Below are 20,244 nucleotides of genomic sequence, written 5' to 3' on the forward strand. Positions count from 1 at the left end.
CATGCTCGAGGAGGCACTCGAGCACCTCGTGAAGGGCATCGTCGAACATCCCGACGACGTCCGGGTCCGTGCCCGCCGCATCCGCAGCGGGAGCGTGCTCGAGGTCCGGGTGCATCCCGACGACCTCGGCAAGGTCATCGGCCGCAACGGCCGCACCGCCAAGGCGCTGCGCACTGTCGTCAACGCCCTGTCCGGAGGGAAGCGCGTCCAGGTCGATCTTCGTGACCTGTACGAAGTGGCCCGCTAGCGGAAGTTTCGTCTGAACGCGCCCTCATCGGTTTCGTGCCGGTGGGGGTGCGGTCGTTTCTGAGGAGTTCATTGTGGAGCTAGCCGTCGGCCGCATCGGCCGTCCCCACGGGGTGCGCGGCGAGGTGACCGTCGAGGTGCTCACCGACGACCCGGAGGCCCGTTTCCAGCCGGGCACCGCCTTCGGCGACCTCGTGGTGGAGGCCGCGCGCTGGCACAAGGGCGTGCTGCTGCTGCGGATCGAGGGGGTCGGCTCCCGCGACGAGGCCGAGGAGTTGCGCGACACGATGCTCCTCATCGACTCCGCCGACGTCGCGGCCTCCGACGACCCCGACGAGTTCCACGACCACCAGCTCATCGGGCTGCGCGTGGTGACCGTCGCGGGGGCGGAGGTCGGCGAGGTGACCGACGTGCTCCACCACGGGCAGGATCTGCTGGTGGTGGGCAAGGACGTGTTCATCCCGTTCGTCAAGGCGCTCGTCCCGGTCGTCGACCTGGAGGGCGGCAAGCTCGTCGTCGATCCTCCCGAGGGGCTGCTGGAGTCGTGAGGGCCGACATCGTCTCGATCTTCCCCGAGTACTTCTCGCCGCTCGAGGTCTCCCTCATCGGCAAGGCCCGCGCGTCCGGCACCCTCGATGTGCGGCTGCACCAGCTGCGTGACTGGGCGCACGACGTGCACAAGACCGTCGACGACACCCCGTACGGCGGCGGCCCCGGCATGGTGATGAAGCCGGAGATCTGGGGAGCGGCGCTCGACGACATCGCCGGCGACGGCTCGCCCGTCCTGGTGGTGCCGACGCCGAGCGGCCGCCCCTTCACCCAGGCGATGGCGCAGGAGCTGGCCGCCGAGCCCTGGCTGGTGTTCGCGTGCGGACGCTACGAGGGCATCGACTCGCGGGTCATGGTGGAGTACGGCAGGCGGATGCGGGTCGTGGAGGTCAGCATCGGCGACTACGTCCTGGCCGGGGGCGAGGTCGCGGTCCTGGTGATGATCGAGGCGATCGGCCGGTTGCTGCCCGGGGTGCTGGGCAACGCCAACTCCGTCGTGGACGACTCCTTCGCTCCGGGGGCGATGGAGAACCTCCTGGAGGGTCCCGTCTACACCAAGCCGCCCGTCTGGCGTGAGCATGCCGTACCCGATGTGCTTCTGTCCGGGCATCACGGCAAGGTGGCGCGGTGGCGGCGAGACCAGGCGCTGCGCCGTACGGTCGACAACCGGCCGGATCTCGCGGCGCGCCTGACCGGGCTTGACAAGCATGATCGGGCGCTGCTCGACGAGCTGTCGTTTCGCGTCGGGCCGGAAGATATGGCACACTGAATCGCTGGCCCGGTTGACCGGGTCTTGTCATCATGCACGCGTGTCCCCCTCGAGCCGAGGCCGGGTGGACCTCCGGGTGCTCATCGAAACGTTGAGGAACTGCTGTCATGCACACGAAGATCCAGGAGCTCGACAAGGCGGGCCTGCGCAGCGACGTCCCGGACTTCCGTCCCGGCGACACGCTCGAGGTCCACGTGCGAGTCGTCGAAGGTAACCGCTCGCGTATCCAGGTCTTCAAGGGCTTCGTGCTCCGCCGTCAGGGCGCCGGCGTCCGCGAGACCTTCACGGTCCGTAAGGTCAGCTACGGTGTCGGCGTCGAGCGCACCTTCCCGGTGCACAGCCCGGTCATCGAGAAGGTCGTCCTCGTGACTCGCGGTGACGTCCGTCGCGCCAAGCTCTACTACATGCGCGACCTGCGCGGCAAGGCCGCCCGCATCCGCGAGAAGCGCGACAACACCTCCAAGTAAGCTTCAGGTGTCCGAAATGACCCGGTACGGCACAGCCGTACCGGGTCATTTCCTTTATCTTGAGGCGACGCGTGACGGGTGTAGCGTCGGTCCAGGCTTGTCGCGCACGCGCATCATCTAGGCTCGGGTAGCGATGAGTAGCGAGAGCCAGGACAACGAGGTGGACGTGGTCGCGGAAGACACCCAGAAGCCCGCCAAGGACAAGAAGGACAAAAAGGGGTCGTTCTGGAAGGAACTCCCCGTCCTGGTGGTCGTGGCGCTGGTCCTGGCCCTGATCATCAAGACCTTCGTCGTGCAGGCGTTCTACATCCCGTCGGAGTCGATGGAGAACACCCTCCTCGTCAACGACCGGGTCCTGGTCAACAAGCTCGTCTACCACACACGTGACATCGAGCGCGGCGACATCGTGGTCTTCAACGGCATCGACTCCTGGGACGCCGAGGTCTTCTACGAGGAGCCGTCGAACCCCGTCGTCGGCTTCTTCCGCTGGATCGGCACCGCCTTCGGCGTCATCCCCGGCGAGAAGGACTACATCAAGCGCGTCATCGGCATCGGCGGAGACCGGGTCAAATGCTGCGACTCCAAGGGCCGCGTCACCGTCAACGGCGTCGCCATCGACGAGAAGAGCTACCTCTATCCGGGTGACGTGCCGTCACTGACGTTCTTCGACGTCAAGGTGCCCGCCGGTGCGCTGTGGGTGATGGGCGACCACCGCTCGGTCTCCCAGGACTCCCGCAGTCACCAGGGCGAGCCCGGCGGCGGTACGATCCCTGTCGATCACGTGGTCGGACGCGCCTTCGTGATCGTGTGGCCCTTCTCCCGGGCCACCGTGCTCCCCATCCCAGAAACGTTCGCCCAGCCCGCCCTGCAGGCCATGGGCGGCGCCATACCGCTGCTCGCGGGTTTCGCGGGCGCGGTCCCCCTTGTGTTGCTGCGGCGGAGGTTGTTGTTTTGGCGGAAGAAGAAGTGACGGAGCCTGCCAAGAAGAAGAAAAAGGGCGGCGGGTTCCGCGAGACGATCTTCCTCTTGGCCGGTGGCGTCGGACTGGCGCTGGTGCTGCAGGCTTTCGTGGTCGGCTCGTTCTACATCCCCTCGGAGTCGATGGAGAACACCCTGCTCGTCAACGACAGGGTGTTCGTCAACAAGCTCGACCCCTCCGTCGACCGCGGTGAGATCGTGGTGTTCAAGGGGTGGAACGGCGAAGACACCATCAAGCGGGTGATCGCCGTGGGCGGTGACAAGGTGGTGTGCTGCGACTCCAAGCGGCGGATCACGGTCAACGGTGTGGCGTTGGACGAGCCTTATCTGTATCCGGACGACTATCCGTCGGGTGACGACTTCAGTGTGACGGTGCCGCCTGGGAAGTTGTGGCTGATGGGGGACCATCGGTCGGCTTCCGCGGATTCGCGGGCGCATTACGAGCGGTCGGAGGGGTGGATCTCCGAGGACGACGTGATCGGTACGGCGATGCTGCGGTACTGGCCGCTCAACCGGATCTCCACGTTCTCGACGCCTGAGACGTTCTCCAAGGTTCACTGAGGCGCCGGACAGCGGGCTCTGGGTGCGTGCCCCAGAGCCCGGTGCTTCTTCGTCCCGCGCCGGTCTCGGCGTCAGCCGCACCCACCTTGGCGTAGGGTCGCACGGTCGTCCCGCTCTGCCTCCGAGAGGCGCAGTGCGGCCGTGTCCCGCCGCTGCGGGGTCGCAGTGCGGCCGTGTCCCGCCGCTGCGGGGTCGCAGCGCGGTCGCCCCCGCCCCTCCGCCCCCGCCTCTGCTTACGCGAGTCATGGCGCGTTCGTCCCCCTGCCACCGCCAGGCGCAGTGCAGCCGTTCCCCCCTCGCGCCTCCCGCGGAATCCTTACGGCCTTACGGCGGGCCGTTACCTGCCGCCAGACGTCAGCCGCAGCGTGGCCCGTCCGCGCCTCGTCCTACCGCGCATCGCAGGCGGACCCAAAACCGCTCCCACCTGCGCACCAAGCCCTCTCCGCCCACCCGATGGAGGACCCGCCCACCACTCCCGCGGTTCGGCTCAGCGCGCATTTGGTCGCGGGTTGCGGCATATGGGGCGTACGCTGCCTCTGCCATGACATTTTCGTTCCGCCCCCGGCCGAGCGTCGTCCGCCGCGACTCCGGGCTCTACGCCTACGAGCGGGCTCTGGCTCGGCGCGGCCTGACGCCGGTGGCCGGGGTCGACGAGGCCGGGCGGGGCGCCTGTGCGGGGCCTCTGGTGGTCTCAGCCGTGGTGCTGCGGCGCGAGATCCCCGGCCTGGGCGACTCCAAACTCCTGACGCCTGCCGTACGAGAGCGCCTGTTCGCGCTGATCATGAAGTCCGCCTTCGTCGAGACCGTGATCATCCCGCCCGAGGTGATCGACACGCGCGGCCTGCACAAGTGCAACGTCGAGGGAATGCGCCGCGCGATCGCGCGGTTGTCATTCGTCCCGGAGTACATCCTCACCGACGGCTTCCCGGTGCCGGGCCTTCCCGCCCCGTCACTGGCCGTGTGGAAGGGCGACCAGGTCGCCGCGTGCGTCGCGGCGGCGTCGATCGTGGCGAAGGTGACCAGGGACCGCATCATGACTTCGCTCGACGCGGAATTCCCTCAGTACGGCTTCGCCGAACACAAGGGGTATACAACGCTTCAGCACCGATTGGCGCTGCAGGAGCACGGGCCGTGCGACCACCATCGCTTCTCCTTCGTCACGGTCAGTAGACGGATACGCGAGAATGGAGATGTGGGGGCCGCATGACGGGCGCGACAGGAGGGACTCGATGAGCGCAGAGGATCTCGAGAAGTACGAGACCGAGATGGAGCTGCAGCTTTACCGCGAGTACCGCGACGTTGTCGGCTTGTTCACATACGTCGTGGAGACCGAGCGGCGCTTCTATCTCACCAACTCGGTGGACCTGGAGGTCCGCACGGCCGAGAACGGCGACGTGTTCTTCGACGTGAAGATGCAGGACGCGTGGGTGTGGGACATGTACCGCCCGGCACGGTTCGTGAAGAACGTGCGGGTGGTGACATTCAAGGACGTGAACGTCGAGGAACTGGCCAAGAGCGATCTCGAGATGCCCAAGGAAGGCTTCTCCGGCTGACAGCCCTCCGCAGGCTGGCCGTACCCCCCGTCGACCTGGGCGCCGCCTGCAAGGCGAATGCCGGCGCCAGGTCGCGTCCGCCCCGAGGCCGGCTCCGCAGGTGACCTTGCCGTAGGACTCGGCCTACATCACCGCCTCGTGCTCCAGCTCGGCGTGCCGTCCACCCCCACACCCGGCTTCGAGGCCTTCATCCCCGCCACAGCGGCCCGCCTCCACCCAGCCACCGGTCGCCACCGCTTCCGGCCACGGCCTCTACGCGACGTGGACTCCACATCCGCGCCCGCTTCGGCCTCGCGTCCCGGTGCTGCCCTCGGCCCTCGCCCCCCGCCCGCGCCCCCTACCCCCGGCCCCGGGCGCCGGCTCCCAGCGGCCCAGCAAGTTCCCAAGGGCCCGCCACGCGCCGAAGACTCAGCAAGCCCACCGCGACTCACCAAGCCCTTTCCCACCAAGCCCCCTTATCCACAGAACCCGTTTCACCCCCTCCCCAGCCCCGCCCCCTCCGCGAAGGTCTTCCCCGGAGGTGGTCCCCATGGCCGCGAAAGACGATCTCGGCAGGCACGGCGAGCAACTGGCCGCCGATTACCTGACCGCCGCAGGCATGCGAATCCTGGAACGCAACTGGCGCTCCAGAAGGGGCGAGATCGACATCCTCGCCCGCGACGGCGTAGACCTCGTCGTGGTCGAGGTGAAGACCCGATCGAGCCGCTCACACGGCACGGCGCTCGAGTCCGTACGGCCCGCGAAGCTGGCCCGTCTGCGCACACTCGCCGCCCAATGGCTGTCCGCCCAGCCCTCGACGTTCCGCGCCGTCCGCATCGACGTGATCGCCCTTGAGCGTTTCGCAGGCGACTACTCCATCCGCCACATCCGCGGCGTGGTGGTCTGAATGGCCGTCGCTCGCACCAGAAGCGTCGCCCTCATCGGCGTCACCGCCCGCGGCATCGAGGTCGAGGCCGACGTCGGCAACGGCCTGGCGGGCATCCACCTGATCGGCCTGCCCGATACCTCGCTCAGCGAGGCCCGAGACCGTGTCAGATCGGCGATGGTCAACAGCCACTACCCCTGGCCCGACGCCCGCATCACCGTCAGCCTCTTCCCCGCCACCCTGCCCAAACGCGGCAGCCACTTCGACCTGGCTATCGCGGTCGCCATCCTGGGTGCCGCGGGCGCCGTGCCGGCCGACCGCATCGCCACGCCGTTCTTCCTCGGCGAGCTGGGCCTGGACGGCAGGCTCCGCCCGGTGCGCGGCATCCTGCCCTCCGTCCTGGGCGCGGCCAAGACCGGCGAGGCCACCGTGGTCGTCCCGGCGTCCAATGCTGCCGAGGCGGCCCTTGTCCCCGACGTACGAGTCGTGCCGATCCACGACCTGCGCCAGCTGGTGGAATGGCTCCGCAGCGGCGAGGAACCACCAGAAACCGACGAGCCCGAGTCAGCCACGATCCCCGTCACCGAACCCTCGTCCCTCGACCTGTCCGACGTGGCCGGTCAGCCCCTCGCCCGCCGCGCCCTGGAGGTGTGCGCGGCGGGCGGCCACAACCTCTGGCTCCACGGCCCACCAGGCACCGGCAAGACCCTCCTCGCGGAGCGCCTCCCCACCCTGCTGCCCGACCTGGAGATCGACCATGCCCTCGAAGTCACCGCGATCCACTCGGTAGCCGGAGTCCTCCCGCCCAGCAGCCCGATGATCACCCGGCCGCCCTTCGTCGCCCCTCACCACACCGCCACGGCCGCGGCCCTGGTGGGCGGCGGCAGCGCGGTCGTCCGTCCCGGCGCGGTCTCCTTGGCTCATCGGGGCACCCTCTTCCTCGACGAGGCCCCCGAGTTCCCCCGCCACGTCCTCGACTGTCTCAGGCAGCCCCTGGAGTCCGGCAACGTCAACGTCTCCCGCGCCGCGGGCACGGTGACCTTCCCGGCCCGCTTCATGCTGATCCTCGCGGCGAACCCCTGCCCGTGCGCCCAACCGGCCGACAAGAGCGACGTCTGCGAGTGCTCCCCGTCCATGCGCCGGCGCTACCAGGGCCGCCTGTCCGGCCCCCTCCAGGACCGCATCGACCTCAAGGTCACCGTCGCCCGCTCCAGCAAGCGAGAGCTGATGGCCGACCGCCAGTTCGTGGAGACCAGCGCCACCGTGGCCACCCGCGTCCTCCACGCCCGCCAGCGCGCCGCCAAGCGCCTCGACAGCACCCCATGGCGCACCAACGCCGAGATCCCGCCAACGGCGCTGCACGGCGAATTCCGCCTGTCGGAGGCGGCGATGAAGCCCATCACATCGTGCCTCGACTCGGGCTCGCTCACAGCCCGCGGTCTCGATCGTGTGGTGCGCGTGTCCTGGACCATCGCCGATCTCGCGGACAAGGACATCCCCGGCGAAGAGGACACCGCCCAGGCGCTTGCACTGTGGCTGGGGGTGGGCGCGTGAACGAGCTGACCGCTCGCGTGATCCTCATGCGCATCGCGGAGGTTGGAGACCCGGTCATGGGCTGGCTGGTCGAACAGTACGGCGCGATCGAGGCGGTGAACATCGTCCGCGCAGGCTCCCCGCCCGCCTCCGGCCCCTACCGCGCCCCAGACCCCGCGAGGAAGCGGGCAGCAGCAGCGACACCCGCAACCGCCGGCCAGCAGGACAGGGCACCCACAACGGCCAAGCAGCAAGATCCGGTCTCCACACCGGCGCAGTGGCCGGCTACGGCACCCACCGATCCCTCAACCCAGCACTCATCAGCCACCCCGGATGCGACTTCAGCTGCCAGCATCCCCTCAGCAGCTAACGCCGCCTCAGCTGCCAGCATCCCCTCAGCAGCTAACGCCGCCTCAGCTGCCAGCATCACCTCAGCGGCTGACGGCACCCCAGCCCTTACCGCTTCACCGTCACCGGTGAGTCGTGCCGCCACCCCATCATCCTCATCGCCGGGAGCCGCCACCTCAATGTCCAGCGACCGTCCAGGAGCCGTCCTGAACAGGCGTCTGGCGACCTGGCAGGCGCGCCTCCCTCAAGCCGACCCCACAGCCGACTTGGCCGCAGGCGAACGCGCAGGAGCACGGTTGGTGACCCCGGGCGACCCAGAATGGCCCACCCAACTCTCCGACCTCGGCCCCGGCATCCCTCTCGGCCTCTGGCTCCGTGGTTCAGCCGACCTACGCTTCTCCTGCCTACGCTCGGTAGCCATCGTCGGCGCCCGCGCCGCCACCGCCTACGGCGTCCACGTAGCCTCCGACTTCGCCGTCGAACTGAGCGACGCGGGCTGGACGGTGGTCTCCGGAGGTGCGTACGGCATCGACGGCGCAGCCCACCGCGGCGCCCTGATCGGCGGCTCTCCCACAGTCGCCGTACTCGCCAACGGCGTCGACGTCTGCTATCCCACCGGCCACACCCAGCTGTTCGACGCCATCCGCGAGCAGGGAGTCCTGGTCAGCGAATGCCCTCCAGGCACCCACCCGACGCGCTCCCGTTTCCTCATCCGCAACCGCCTCATCGCCGCCCTGTCGCGCGGCACCGTGGTCATCGAAGCCGCCGTACGCAGCGGCGCCCTCAACACGGCCGGTCACGCGGTGACCCTGCAACGCCCCCTGGCCGCAGTCCCCGGCTCGATCACCTCTGAGGTCTCCGCCGGCTGCCACCGCCTGCTCCGCGAGGGCCGTGCGGTATGCGTGACCAACCACGAGGAGGTGGTCGAGCTCGTCGGTGAGCTGGGCACCGACCTGGCACCGGAGCCTCGCGGCCCCGTCCTACCCCGAGACAGCCTGAGCGAGACCACGCGTCGAGTCCTCGACGCCGTGCCTGCGAGAGGAGGAGCCGGGACAGCGTCCATCGCTGTGAGCGCCGGAGTGGACCTCAGCACCGCGCTGAGCAGCCTAGGTAGCTTGGCCGCGGCCGGTTTCGTCGAGCGATGCACGAAGGGCTGGCGGGTCCGCCGACACTCGTGAAGGGGCGACCACTTGGAGCCGTCTGAGCGACCCCGGGGAGCCGCCGCCGGACGAGCGCGTCGCTGAGGCGGCTAGGCCTGACTCTGGCGCCTCAAGTTAGTCGCGGTGCTGGCCTCGCGGTGCTGGCCTCGCGGTGCTGGCTCGCGGTGCTGGCTCGCGGTGCTGGGTTGCGGGGCTGGCTCGAGGTGCTGGCTCGTCGGGCTGGGTAGCGGTGCTTGGCTCCCCGGCGGGGTGTGGTGCAGCGGGGCTTGGCGTGGGGTGCCGGGACTCGATGTGCCGGGGCTCGAAGTGGTGGGCGCCCGATGTGGCAGCAGGCGGGCGGATGGAGTGGGCGTATGGAGAGGGCCCGAAGAAATGGGACCGAAAGAGTGGGGCTCGCCTTGAGAACTGCGGTCGGAATGCGCCGGGCGCGGGTCCCGCGCTGCCGATCGGGCGTCGCCTCGTAGAGGGTGGAGACTGGGGCGATCGGGTAGATCAGACAAGCCGAACAGCAAGCAGCTTCAGTGAGTGTCGAGCGGAGGTTCGCGGTGGCGGTCCGTGAAGACGACAACACGAGCCCGCGGGGCGAGGTCGATCCGCGAGGCTCGTACGGTGGGAGCCGCTCCAACGGTGGGCGAGGTTCGCAGGGCAATGGCAGCTCGCGGGGGGAAGCCGGACTGCATGGTGAGGCCGGTCTGCATGGTGAGGCCGGTCTGCATGGTGAGGCCGGTCTGCATGGTGAGGCCGGTCTGCATGGTGAGGCCGGTCTGCATGGTGAGGGCGGTCCTTACGGTGACGGCGGTCCGTACGGTGAGGGCGGTTCCCGAAGGGGGGCCGGGGCGCGAGGGGAGCGGTACTCGGCGGGCGGGGGTTCCGCGCAGGAGTCTGAAGTTCCTCCTGGGGCTGGCGGCGCGTCGACGATCATCGGGGAGTTCGAGCGGCACCTCCGCTACGAACGTGACCTCAGCCCGCACACCGTGCGCGCATACCTGACCGACCTGGGGAGTTTGCTCGCGCATCTGGACGATGGTGGGCTGGGCGGGCTGGACATCTCCACGCTGCGGGCCTGGTTGGGGGAGCAGCATGCGGCGGGGCTGTCGAGGGCGACGCTGGCCAGGCGTACGGCGTGCGCTAGGAGCTTCACCGCCTATTGCTATCGGCGGGGGTGGTTGGCGAGTGATCCGGGGCTCTTGCTGGGGAGTGCGAAGTCTCCTCGATCGTTGCCTGCCGTACTGGATCAGGAGCAGGCCCGGGCCGCGCTGGAGCCTCGTGGGGAGGGGGAGGCGGTTGATCTCAGGGATCAGGCGATGCTTGAGCTTCTTTATGCGACCGGCATTCGGGTCAGTGAGTTGTGCCAGCTGGATGTGGATGACGTGGACCGTGGGCGGCGGGTGATCCGGGTGCTGGGGAAGGGGCGTAAGGAGCGGTCTGTGCCGTTCGGGTTGCCTGCGTTGCGCGCCCTCGATCGGTGGTGTGTTTATGGGCGGCCGTTGTGGATCAAGGAGAGGACTGGGGCGGCGCTTTTTCTGGGGGTTCGGGGGGGTCGCATTGATCAGGGGACGGTGCGGCGTGTCGTGCACGCTCGGCTGCGGCAGGTTGAGGGAGCGCCTGATCTGAGCCCGCACGGACTGCGGCACAGTGCTGCGACGCATTTGCTGGAGGGCGGAGCGGATCTGCGCAGCGTGCAGGAGCTGCTGGGGCATGCTTCGTTGAACACCACGCAGATCTATACGCATGTCTCGATTGAGCGGTTGCGGGCTGCGTTTCGGCAGGCGCATCCCCGCGCTTGAGGCCGGCCGGGGGGCGGCGGCCGGAAGCCCTGGAGGTGGCGGCTGGAGCCCTGGGGTGGCTACTGCGGTGCGGCTGGAGCCTTGGGGTGGCTACTGCGGTGCGGCTGGGGGTGGTGAGGTGAGGAGGAAGGCGGGTGGGGTGGCTTGCCACTCCTCTGCTCGGAGCGAGTTGAGGGCCTCCACGATGCGCTTCTCCTCGTAGACGAAGTGCGTCTCGATCAGTGCTGCCAGGCCGTTCAGCTCTCCTCGGATTCGTTGCGCCTCGGCGGGGGTTGGGGCGGGCGCGTCTTCGGCGAGGGTGTTCAGGAGGGCTTGGAGCTTGTGCATGCTGTCGGTGACGATCTCGTGGTCGCGGCCCAGTTCGTCGAGGATCGGGCGTAGCTCGGGGAACTGTTTGGCCAGTGCGGGGAAGGCGCTGGTGTCCTCGCCTGTGTGGTGGCGGGTGAGGGCTGAGCAGAACGTCAGGCAGTGGGTCTGGAGGTCCTGCGGGCGGGTGCCTTCGCCGGCGAGATAGGCGTCCACGTCGTCGCGGAGTTCGGCCAGTTGTTCTCGCAGCCAGATGTGCACGCTGATCAGCTGGTTGCCGAACGTTTCCAGGCGGGCGTTTCGTGAGTTTTGTGTCCTCATATGTCGCTTCATGATGACATGCGGGTGCGTGCTGATCGATCAGGTGGTCCTGGCCAGTGGGGGAACAGGCGGACTTGGCCGAAGCCGACGAGGAGCAGGGGATCCAGGTATTGGCGAGTGCGGATCAGGCCCCAGCGGAGGCAGGAGACGCGGCAGTGGCCTGGGGCGTCTTGGAGCACGCCTAGCTGGGTGCCGGTGGTGACTTGTTGGCCCGGCCGTACGGAGGGCTGGACGGGGAGGTAGGTGGTGCGCAGGCCGTTGGGGTGGATGACTGTCACCACGCTGCGGTCGGCTATGGGGCCTGCGTGGCCGATCGTGCCGGGGCCGGCGGACAGGACTGGGGTGCCGGGGGATGCGGCGAGGTCGGTGCCGCGGTGGCCGCGGAGCCAGGGGGCTGGTGGGGGTGTGAAGGGGCGCAGGACGTGGGGGCGGGTGGGGAGGGGCCAGGACCAGCTGCGGGGGAGGGGGTCGGGGAGAGGCTCGGATTCCGTGTGGGGTGGGGGGCGGAGGTACGGCTCGGTGGAGGTGGACGTGGAGGTGGACGTGGAGGTGGACGCGAGGGCGGGCGCGAGGGCGCGCGCGGTGGTGGAGGCGGATGCGGTGGGGGTGGGTCCGATGGTGGTGGTGGAGACGGGGTTGGGTGGGGTGGGGTGCGGAGTGATTTGAGCCTTCGGAATGGCCGATGTCTGGGGGGCCGCTGGGGAGTGAGGGGTGAGCCACATGACGGTGGTGGTGAGGAGGAGGGCGGCCAGGCGAGTTGCGGTGCGGCGCCGGGTGGGGGTGGGGCTGGCTGGGGGAGGGGAATCGGGCATGGCGGCATGGTGGCTGGAGCGGCGCTGGCTGGGGCGGGCCGAATGCGGTTCTGTGGATGGGGCCTGCGAACAACCGGGACGGTGATGGGCGGGGCGTGGCATGCTGCTCGGCGTTCGGTACCTGGGGTTCGAGGTGCGAGGTTCGAGTGCGGTGGGCTCGCGGGAGCGGGAGCGGGAGGGAAGGTGCGATCCGTGTACGAGAAGGCGATCGCGGAGCTGGCCTCTTCGGTGCAGGTCGAGCTGCCGCCGGTGCGGGTGGTGGACGACGGGGCTCGGTTGCCCTCCCCCTTCAAGGTGGAGGAAGCCGCCGCGGTGTCCGTGGGGGCGGCGCTGGGGGCCGCTGCGGGGCTGGTGGGTGGCGAGGGCGAACTGGAGATGCGGGAGGCCCTGGCCGCGTTCCTGGATGAGCGGTTCTTCAGGGTCAACAACAAGCCGCCCCTGATGTGGGCGCCGTTCTCCGGCGACTATCGGGCGGCCGACGGGTGGGTGCGGCTGCACTGCAATTTCGACCATCACCGCGAGGCCGTACTTCGGGCACTGGGGTTGAAGCCGAAGGCTGAGCGGGAGGAGGTCGAGGAGGCTTGCGCCGGCCGTACGGCTCGCGGGGTCGAGGACGCGGTGACGGCGGAGGGCGGGTGCGCGGGGGCGCTGCGGACGATGGAGGAGTGGGCCGCGCATCCGCAGTCGCGGGCCGTACGGGAGTTGCCGCTCGTGGGGATGGAGCGGGTCGGGGGCGCGCCTGCGGGGGCCGGGCGGCGGCGGGCCGGGGAGTGGCCGCTGGAAGGGGTGAGGGTTCTGGATCTCACCCGGGTGATCGCGGGGCCAGTGGCGACCAGGACGCTGGCCGCGCATGGGGCGAAGGTGCTTCGGGTGGGGGCTCCGGCGTTGCCGGAGGTGGCGGGGCTGGTGGTCAGTACGGCTTTCGGGAAGCGCTCGACCTTGCTCGATCTTCGTTCTGAGAAGGGGGCGAGGCGGTTGCGGGAGCTGGTCGCGGGGGCGGATGTGATCGTCCGGGGGTATCGGCCGGGGGCGTTGGAGGGGCTGGGGTTCGGGGTCGAGGAGCTGGCGAGCCTTCGTCCGGGGATTGTTTGTGTTGATATTTCGGCGTATGGGGGGCGGGGGCCCTGGGGGATGAGGCGCGGGTTCGACAGTTTGGTGCAGATGGTCACCGGTATCGCCCACGGACCCGAGCCGGAGCCGTTGCCTGCTCAGGTGCTTGATCACGCGACCGGGTATCTGGCGGCGTTCGGGGCCATGGCGGCTCTGGCTCGTCAGGGGGCGGAGGGCGGCTCCTGGCGGGTGGAGCTGTCGCTGGCCAGGACGGCGCAGTGGCTGGTGGAGATGGGGCAGGCCGCTCCTGTCGAGCGGTTCCGTATCGACGGGCTGCTGGGGGAGATGGAGTCCACCTTCGGCGAGCTGACCTATGTGCTGCCGCCCGGGCGGATCGACGGGCGCAGGCCTGAGTGGACCGGCCCGCCGCCGATGAAGGGGCAGCATCATCCCGAGTGGTGGTGACGGCGGGCGTCAACGGAGCCACGGCTTGGCGAGGGTGAGGGCGTCCAGGGCACCGGGGATGGTGGCGGTGGTGGAGCCGGGCGTCGGGGTTAACGGGGACGTCGCACGGTCGTACAGCCAGCGGAGGCGGCGGCGGGCGGAGGTACTCATGGGTGGCTCCTTCGTTGTCGGTTACGGGCGGTGGGACGTGCGCAGGGGTGAGGCCCAGATCCAGACGCTGCTCAGGGCGATGCCGGCGGCGCAGATCCAGATGACGGGGCGCAGGCCGATCAGCTCGGCGAGCAGGCCGCCGAGGAGGCCGCCGAGGGCCATGACGCCCTGGGTGGCGAAGTTGATCGTGGAGTTCACGCGGCCGCGCACCTCGACCGGGGCGTCGCGGAGGATGACCGCGCCGAGGCTGGTGGCGAAGGCGACCACGATGCCGCCGGTGATCAGGCCGGTGCTGAGCAGCATCGTGAGCTTCCACCACAGCGGCCCGTCGAGCAGGGCGACGGTGACGATGCTGAGCGGGAAGAACAGGACGGAGCCGAGCAGGATGCGGTTCTCGCCGAAGCGCCTGACCAGGCGGGTGGTGACCCAGGCGCCGAGCAGGCCGCCCGCGCCGGAGACCGCGGTGAGCAGGCCGAGCAGGCCCTCGGGGATGTCCAGGACCTTGACCATGAAGAGCATGTGGACGGCCGTGTAGGCCATGGCGAAGAAGTTGATCGTCGTGCCCGAGCCGAGGAGCGCGCGCAGTGTCGGGTCGGTGATGGTGGCGCGCAGGCCCTCGGCGACGTCGCGGGTCAGGCCCCGTGAGGGGGCGGGCTCGTTGTGCTCGGGAGTCCTGATCGAGCGCAGGAGGAAGGCCGAGACCAGGAAGGACACGCCCTCGACGAGCACCGCGATCGGCGCGGTGAGGAACTGGACCAGCGCTCCAGCGAGGCCGGGACCGGCCACCGAGGCGACGGAGTAGGAGGCGTGGAAGCCCGCGAGGGCCTCGGTGCGCTGGTCGGCGTGGACCACGGCGGCCAGGTGGGGAAAGTTGGCGGCCTTGAACAGCGTCGCCGCCGTCCCGATGACCAGAGCGACCACGATGAGCCAGGTGACCGACAGGGTGCCCGCCAGCCAGGCGGCGGGCACCGAGAGGGCGGCCAGGGCCGAGACCAGCTCGCATCCGATCATCAGGGGCCGGTGACGGCGCAGCCGGTCGGCGATGGCGCCCGCGTGCAGGCCCAGGAGCAGCGTCGGAACGAACGCCGCGGCCGTCAGCACCCCCATCTGGGCGGGGGAGGCGGACAGCAGGGTGATGGCGGTGAGGGGGATGGCCAGGCGGGAGACCTCGGAGCCGGTGATCGAGGAGGTCCTGGCCGACCACAGGAGGCGGTAATCGCGCTGCTTGCGCAGGGGGATCGGCTGGAACACCGGGGGCTCCGAGGGGGATGCGGTCGAGTCGTGAAGGGTTTCCTTCATGACTCTGAAGGTAATCCTTCAGAACTATGAAAGCAACCCTTCAGATTGCTATTCTTCTCGCATGACGGAACGTCACCAGCCCCTGAGCGACCCGAAGGCCATGCGCGCGCTCGCCCATCCGGCCAGGTTGGCGATGCTCAACCACCTCGCGGTGGTGGGTACGGCGACTGCCACAGAACTGGCCGAGGTCGTGGGAGTGAGCCCGAGCGCGGCCAGCTATCACATGCGGATGCTGGAGAAGTACGGCTTCGCGGCCGACGCGCCCGCGCGCAGCGACGGCAGGGAACGGGTGTGGAAGCACCACTCGGCCGGCATCACGCTGTCGCACGAGCCCGGCGAGCCGGGGGAGACGCGGGCGGCCAGGGACCTGCTCGTCGACGCGATCTGGAGCGACGCGGAGCGAGAGGCGCGACGGGCGCTGGCCCAGGTGGAGCAGACGTCCGAGGAGTGGCGTGGAGCGACCGTCTTCGCCCGCAGCACGCTGATCGTCACGGCGGAGGAGCTGAAAGGGCTCACCGAGGAGATCGAGAAGCTCGTGGAGCCCTTTCTGGCCAAGCACCGCCAGGGTGGCAAAAGGCCTGAGGGCGCACAGGTGGCCGAGGCGCAGTACCGGCTGTTCCCGCGGGCGGAACGCCGTACGCCGGGGCTTCCGACTGAGGACCACGACGCTCGGGTGGCGGGCGAAGAGGCCTGAGAGCTCTGCGGTTCCTGGGGCCTGAGCAGTGCCGTGGCGACGCCGGGCGGGGGCTTGTGGGCAGGCAGGAGTGGTGACGCGGGTCAAGGCCGCTCGGTCAGGAGGTACACTTTTCGATGGCCTGTAACTACGGCCAACTTCGCATGCCCCACCGCGAGCCGGTCCCTCGGTCCTGGTGAAAACCAGGCTGGAGCGGCTCAGGGGCATCAGGGCGGGAGTCGCGAGGCGCCCGCAGCACAACCGAGAACCGCGCAGCGATGCGCGCCGACCTGGAGGACCAGCACATGGCCCCCGTCGTAACCATGCGACAGCTGCTCGAGAGCGGCGTTCACTTCGGCCACCAGACCCGCCGGTGGAACCCGAAGATGAAGCGCTTCATCTTCACCGAGCGCAACGGTATCTACATCATCGACCTGCAGAAGTCGCTGTCGTTCATCGACCGCGCCTTCGACTTCGTCAAGGAGACCGTCGCCCACGGCGGCACCATCCTGTTCATCGGCACGAAGAAGCAGGCCCAGGAGGCCATCGCCGAGCAGGCCACCCGAGTCGGCATGCCGTACGTCAACCAGCGCTGGCTGGGCGGCATGCTCACCAACTTCTCCACCGTGCACAAGCGGCTTCAGCGTCTGAAGGAGCTCGAGGAGCTCGACTTCGACAACGTCGCCGGCTCGGGGCTCACCAAGAAGGAGCTCCTCATGCGCCGCCGCGAGAAGGAGAAGCTGGAGCGCACCCTCGGCGGTATCCGTGACATGGGCCGCGTGCCCAGCGCGGTGTGGGTCGTCGACACCAAGAAGGAGCACATCGCGATCTCCGAGGCCCGCAAGCTGGGCATCCCGGTCGTCGCGATCCTCGACACCAACTGCGACCCCGACGAGGTCGACTACCCGATCCCGGGCAACGACGACGCCATCCGCGCCGTCGGCCTGCTGACCCGCGTCGTCGCCGACGGTGTCGCCGCCGGTCTCATGGCCCGCTCCGGCGCCGCTCGCGGTGACGAGAAGCCCGCTGCCGCCGAGCCGCTGGCCGAGTGGGAGCGCGAGCTCATCGAGGGTGCCGAGGCCGCGGCTCCGGCCGCCGCCGCTGCTGAGGTCGCCGAGGCCCCCGCCGCTGAGGCCGAGGTCGCTGAGGCCGAGGTCGCTGAGGCCGAGGTCGCCGAGGTCGCCGAGGTCGCTGAGGCTCCGGCCGCCGAGGAGGCCGCCGAGGCCCCCGCCGCCGACGCTGAGGCCGAGGCCGAGAAGGCCTGAGGCGGCTGACGCCACCAGGGCAGGCAACGGGCCACCGCCGGTGAACTCCGGCCGTGTCGGGCAGAGGCTTCAGGCCGAAACCGGGTACGGCCGGCGCCGCGCGAAAGGCCGGGCACCGTCGCAGCCGGGCCGGAACGTGATTCCGGCCCGCGCGGCTGGGCAGAGGCGCGGAAGCGCCGAAACCCGCCAGGCCGAGCCTGGCAGGGGAGCTCGGCAGAGACCGGCAGAGACCGCAATCCGCCGGGCCGACCCGGTAGGGACCGAGACCCGCGAGGGCCGGGCGGAGATCCACGGCCAGGTGGCCGGGTGAGCCCGATGGCTTGCAGGTACGGCAGGAGCCGCGAGGCGACGGCCGCACCACAGCCGGAATGGCGAACAGCCAAGCCGGCACCGAGGCTTCACGGGCCGGCGTCCGACGAGGACGCGGGCCCGAACACACGACGACATCCCACGAGGAAAAGCAAAATGGCTTCCGTGAACATGGCCGACGTCAAGCGGCTTCGTGAGCTGACCGCCGCGGGCATGATGGACTGCAAGAAGGCGCTCGAGGAGTCCGAGGGCGACTTCGACCGCGCCGTCGAGATCCTGCGTCTCAAGGGCGCCAAGGACGTCGGCAAGCGCGAGTCGCGCACCGCCTCCAACGGCCTCATCGCCGTCAAGCAGGACGGCGAGTCCGCCGCGGCGCTGCTCGAGCTCAACTGCGAGACCGACTTCGTCGCCAAGGGCGAGCGTTTCCAGGAGCTGGCGGCCGAGGTCGTCGAGCACATCCTGGCCAGCAAGCCCGCCGACGTCCCGGCGCTGCTGAGCTCGGAGTACGCCGGCAAGTCGGTCCAGAACCACCTCGACGAGGCCAACGCCGCGCTGGGTGAGAAGATCGAGATCCGCCGCTTCGCGGTGCTCGAGGGTGGCTACATCGGCGCCTACATGCACAAGACCGACCCGCAGCTGCCGCCGGCGGTGGGTGTGCTCGTGCAGCTCGACAAGCCGAACGCCGACGTCGCCAAGGACATCGCGCAGCACGCCGCCGCCATGGCGCCGAAGTACCTCAACGCCGAGGCCGTCCCGGCCGAGGTCGTCGAGAAGGAGCGCGCGCTCTTCGAGGAGATGACCCGCGACGAGGGCAAGCCCGAGGCCGCGATCGCCAAGATCGTCGAGGGCCGCGTCAACGGCTGGTACAAGGACTTCACCCTGCTGCAGCAGGCGTTCGTCAAGGACAACAAGAAGTCGATCGCCAAGTACGCCGACGAGAACGGCGTCGAGGTGCTGGCCTTTGTTCGTTTCAAGGTCGGTCAGGCTTAGTCTCAGTCCCGAGGGACGTCAGAACCAACAACGAGGAGGCCGCCGTCGTGCAGGAGAACCAGGAGCCAGCTACGTCGGCGGCTTCGTCGTATGCGGAACAGGGCAGGGCCCCGCTTCGGTGGAAGCGGGTGATGTTGAAGCTGTCCGGCGAGGCGTTCGCCGGCGGTGAGCCGCTCGGCATCGACGCGGCGGTGGTGGGCCAGCTGGCCGACTCCATCGCCGACGCGGTGCAGGAGGGCGTGCAGGTCTCCGTGGTGGTCGGCGGCGGCAACATGTTCCGCGGCGCCGCGCTGTCCAAGCAGGGCTTGGATCGCGCCAGGGCCGACTACATGGGCATGCTCGGCACCGTGATCAACTGCCTGGCGCTCCAGGACTTCCTGGAGAAGCGGGGCATCGACACCCGGGTCCAGACCGCCATCACCATGCAGCAGGTCGCCGAGCCCTTCCTGCCGCGCCGCGCCATCAGGCACCTCGAGAAGGGCCGCGTGGTGATCTTCGGTGCCGGACTCGGCTCGCCGTACTTCTCCACCGACACCTGCGCCGCCCAGCGAGCGCTGGAAATCGGTGCGGAGGCGCTGCTGAAGGGCACTCAGGTGGATGGAGTCTATGACTCGGATCCGCGCAAGAACCCCGATGCGGTCAGGTTCGACCACCTCGACTACGCCGAGGTCCTGGTGCGCGACCTCGCCGTCATGGACCAGACCGCGATCAGCCTGTGCAGGGAGAACGACCTGCCCATCGTCGTGTTCGACCTGATGGGCGAGGGCAACATCCTGCGCGCTGTCCGCGGTGAGAAGATCGGCACGCTGGTGAGTCCGGCAGGGAAGTAGGAGCGAACCCGACGAGCGAGCTTCGCGATGTTTCGCGAGGCAAGTACGGAAAGGTGAGCGACGGGAGGCAGGAGCCGCTGTGATCGACGAAACTCTCCTCGAAGCCGAGGAAAAGATGGACAAGGCCGTGTCGGTCGCGAAGGAGGACTTCGCGAACATCCGGACGGGCCGTGTCACCCCGCAGATGTTCAACAAGATCAACGCCGAGTACTACGGGACCCCGACGCCGATCCAGCAGTTGGCCTCGTTCTCGGTGCCCGAGGCCCGGATGGTCATCATCCAGGCCTTCGACCGCGGTTCGGTCACGGCGATCGTCAAGGCGATCCGTGAGTCCGACCTCGGCGTGAACCCCACCGACGACGGTGCGACGATCCGCGTGGTCTTCCCCGAGCTGTCGGAGGAGCGGCGCAAGGAGTACATCAAGGTCGCGCGGACCAAGGCCGAGCACGCCAAGGTCTCCGTCCGCAACATCCGGCGCTCGGCCAAGGAAGTCCTCGACAAGATGATCAAGGACGGCGAGGCCGGCGAGGACGAGGTGCGCCGCGCCGAGAAGGAACTCGACGACATCACCCAGCGGCACGTCGCCAAGATCGACGAGCTGCTGAAGCACAAGGAAGCCGAGCTGCTCGAGGTCTGAGCGTCCGGCTGTCGCCAGGTCCCCGCACCCCTCGTGGTGCGGGGACTCTCGCGTAGCTCGGGCGGGATTCCTCGGACGCCGCCCGCGACCTGGGTGTTGTGCGCTGCCGGGTGACGGCGAGGCCGTCGAGGGCAGTGGTACGGCAGGCGCCCGGTGACGCGTGGCCCCGACCGCAGGGACGTGGTGGGCGCGCCGAAAGGGTGGCGCCTGCCGCAGAAGCGCGGCGCGTGCCGCAGGGTGGCGTGTGTCGCGGAAAGCGGTGCGCGTGCCGAAGTGGTGGCGTGTGTCGCAGGAAGCGTGGCGTGTGCCGAAACCGGTGGC

Annotated in this window: 23 protein-coding genes; 18 read left to right on the plus strand and 5 right to left on the minus strand. The window is 69.3% G+C overall.

Going from position 1 to position 20,244, the window contains the following annotated elements; translation table 11 throughout:
• Position 1 precedes the first annotated feature (1 nt).
• The 11 genes from HNR30_RS22990 (at position 2) to dprA (ending at position 9,047) form a co-directional block, all read left to right on the plus strand.
• Positions 2 to 247 carry an RNA-binding protein gene (locus HNR30_RS22990; protein ID WP_181611994.1) on the plus strand — a complete coding sequence of 82 codons (246 nt, stop codon included), beginning with the start codon at positions 2 to 4 and terminating at the stop codon, positions 245 to 247.
• Between the two features lie 73 nt (positions 248 to 320).
• Positions 321 to 794, plus strand: coding sequence for a ribosome maturation factor RimM (gene rimM / locus HNR30_RS22995; RefSeq protein WP_181611995.1), 474 nt, complete (start codon positions 321 to 323; stop codon positions 792 to 794).
• On the plus strand, positions 791 to 1,564 hold the full coding sequence (trmD, locus tag HNR30_RS23000) for a tRNA (guanosine(37)-N1)-methyltransferase TrmD (RefSeq protein WP_181611996.1): 774 nt from the start codon (positions 791 to 793) through the stop codon (positions 1,562 to 1,564). Before rimM ends, trmD begins: the two co-directional genes overlap by 4 nt.
• 107 nt (positions 1,565 to 1,671) lie before the next feature.
• A complete protein-coding gene (gene rplS / locus HNR30_RS23005; RefSeq protein WP_181611997.1) occupies positions 1,672 to 2,031 on the plus strand; it encodes a 50S ribosomal protein L19 in 360 nt (119 codons plus the stop codon).
• 133 nt (positions 2,032 to 2,164) lie between these two features.
• On the plus strand, positions 2,165 to 3,001 hold the full coding sequence (lepB, locus tag HNR30_RS23010) for a signal peptidase I (RefSeq protein WP_181611998.1): 837 nt from the start codon (positions 2,165 to 2,167) through the stop codon (positions 2,999 to 3,001).
• A complete protein-coding gene (gene lepB / locus HNR30_RS23015) occupies positions 2,998 to 3,570 on the plus strand; it encodes a signal peptidase I (RefSeq protein ID WP_181611999.1) in 573 nt (190 codons plus the stop codon). The genes lepB (HNR30_RS23010) and lepB (HNR30_RS23015) overlap by 4 nt, the downstream gene beginning before the upstream one ends.
• A gap of 541 nt (positions 3,571 to 4,111) precedes the next feature.
• Positions 4,112 to 4,777 carry a ribonuclease HII gene (locus HNR30_RS23020; protein WP_181612000.1) on the plus strand — a complete coding sequence of 222 codons (666 nt, stop codon included), beginning with the start codon at positions 4,112 to 4,114 and terminating at the stop codon, positions 4,775 to 4,777.
• 22 nt (positions 4,778 to 4,799) lie between these two features.
• Positions 4,800 to 5,123 carry a DUF2469 domain-containing protein gene (locus HNR30_RS23025; RefSeq protein ID WP_181612001.1) on the plus strand — a complete coding sequence of 108 codons (324 nt, stop codon included), beginning with the start codon at positions 4,800 to 4,802 and terminating at the stop codon, positions 5,121 to 5,123.
• Between the two features lie 529 nt (positions 5,124 to 5,652).
• The gene (locus HNR30_RS23030; RefSeq protein WP_181612002.1) at positions 5,653 to 6,009 is read left to right on the plus strand and encodes a YraN family protein; all 357 of its coding nucleotides are present in this window, start codon (positions 5,653 to 5,655) and stop codon (positions 6,007 to 6,009) included.
• The gene (locus HNR30_RS23035; RefSeq protein WP_181612003.1) at positions 6,010 to 7,542 is read left to right on the plus strand and encodes a YifB family Mg chelatase-like AAA ATPase; all 1,533 of its coding nucleotides are present in this window, start codon (positions 6,010 to 6,012) and stop codon (positions 7,540 to 7,542) included.
• Between the two features lie 506 nt (positions 7,543 to 8,048).
• Entirely contained in the window at positions 8,049 to 9,047 is a 999-nt protein-coding gene (gene dprA, locus HNR30_RS23040) for a DNA-processing protein DprA (RefSeq protein ID WP_181612004.1), read from the plus strand.
• Between the two features lie 500 nt (positions 9,048 to 9,547).
• Here the strand turns inward: dprA and HNR30_RS23045 are convergent, their stop codons facing one another.
• The gene (locus HNR30_RS23045) at positions 9,548 to 9,799 is read right to left on the minus strand and encodes a hypothetical protein (RefSeq protein ID WP_181612205.1); all 252 of its coding nucleotides are present in this window, start codon (positions 9,797 to 9,799) and stop codon (positions 9,548 to 9,550) included.
• Between the two features lie 147 nt (positions 9,800 to 9,946).
• Between HNR30_RS23045 and HNR30_RS23050 the strand changes: the two genes are divergently transcribed.
• Entirely contained in the window at positions 9,947 to 10,816 is an 870-nt protein-coding gene (locus tag HNR30_RS23050) for a tyrosine recombinase XerC (RefSeq protein ID WP_181612191.1), read from the plus strand.
• A 90-nt stretch (positions 10,817 to 10,906) separates the two neighbouring features.
• On the opposite strand, the gene HNR30_RS23055 is transcribed toward HNR30_RS23050, so the two are convergent.
• The gene (locus tag HNR30_RS23055; RefSeq protein WP_181612005.1) at positions 10,907 to 11,443 is read right to left on the minus strand and encodes a hemerythrin domain-containing protein; all 537 of its coding nucleotides are present in this window, start codon (positions 11,441 to 11,443) and stop codon (positions 10,907 to 10,909) included.
• 8 nt (positions 11,444 to 11,451) lie between these two features.
• Positions 11,452 to 12,357 carry a M23 family metallopeptidase gene (locus tag HNR30_RS50655; RefSeq protein ID WP_376771754.1) on the minus strand — a complete coding sequence of 302 codons (906 nt, stop codon included), beginning with the start codon at positions 12,355 to 12,357 and terminating at the stop codon, positions 11,452 to 11,454.
• A 90-nt stretch (positions 12,358 to 12,447) separates the two neighbouring features.
• On the opposite strand from HNR30_RS50655, the gene HNR30_RS23065 reads away from it, so the two are divergent.
• Positions 12,448 to 13,770 carry a CoA transferase gene (locus tag HNR30_RS23065; RefSeq protein WP_312894571.1) on the plus strand — a complete coding sequence of 441 codons (1,323 nt, stop codon included), beginning with the start codon at positions 12,448 to 12,450 and terminating at the stop codon, positions 13,768 to 13,770.
• 9 nt (positions 13,771 to 13,779) lie between these two features.
• Here HNR30_RS23065 and HNR30_RS23070 read toward each other — a convergent pair whose 3' ends face one another.
• Positions 13,780 to 13,920 (minus strand): hypothetical protein, encoded by a 141-nt coding sequence (locus tag HNR30_RS23070; protein WP_181612006.1) that lies wholly within the window; start codon positions 13,918 to 13,920, stop codon positions 13,780 to 13,782.
• Positions 13,921 to 13,941: 21 nt separating this feature from the next.
• Positions 13,942 to 15,219: an MFS transporter gene (locus HNR30_RS23075; RefSeq protein WP_181612007.1), complete on the minus strand. Its 1,278-nt coding sequence runs from the start codon at positions 15,217 to 15,219 to the stop codon at positions 13,942 to 13,944.
• Positions 15,220 to 15,280: 61 nt separating this feature from the next.
• Here HNR30_RS23075 and HNR30_RS23080 point away from each other — a divergent pair, with 61 nt between their 5' ends.
• The 5 genes from HNR30_RS23080 (at position 15,281) to frr (ending at position 19,923) form a co-directional block, all read left to right on the plus strand.
• A complete protein-coding gene (locus HNR30_RS23080) occupies positions 15,281 to 15,913 on the plus strand; it encodes an ArsR/SmtB family transcription factor (protein ID WP_181612008.1) in 633 nt (210 codons plus the stop codon).
• A gap of 284 nt (positions 15,914 to 16,197) precedes the next feature.
• The gene (gene rpsB, locus HNR30_RS23085) at positions 16,198 to 17,157 is read left to right on the plus strand and encodes a 30S ribosomal protein S2 (RefSeq protein WP_181612009.1); all 960 of its coding nucleotides are present in this window, start codon (positions 16,198 to 16,200) and stop codon (positions 17,155 to 17,157) included.
• Positions 17,158 to 17,622: 465 nt separating this feature from the next.
• Positions 17,623 to 18,456: a translation elongation factor Ts gene (tsf, locus tag HNR30_RS23090; RefSeq protein WP_181612010.1), complete on the plus strand. Its 834-nt coding sequence runs from the start codon at positions 17,623 to 17,625 to the stop codon at positions 18,454 to 18,456.
• 131 nt (positions 18,457 to 18,587) lie between these two features.
• Positions 18,588 to 19,286, plus strand: a complete 699-nt coding sequence (gene pyrH / locus HNR30_RS23095; RefSeq protein ID WP_220133826.1) for a UMP kinase — start codon at positions 18,588 to 18,590, stop codon at positions 19,284 to 19,286.
• A gap of 79 nt (positions 19,287 to 19,365) precedes the next feature.
• Positions 19,366 to 19,923, plus strand: a complete 558-nt coding sequence (frr, locus tag HNR30_RS23100) for a ribosome recycling factor (protein ID WP_181612012.1) — start codon at positions 19,366 to 19,368, stop codon at positions 19,921 to 19,923.
• Positions 19,924 to 20,244 lie beyond the last annotated feature (321 nt).

The sequence above is a fragment of the Nonomuraea soli genome (assembly GCF_013761175.1).
Taxonomy (GTDB): Bacteria; Actinomycetota; Actinomycetes; order Streptosporangiales; family Streptosporangiaceae; genus Nonomuraea; species Nonomuraea soli.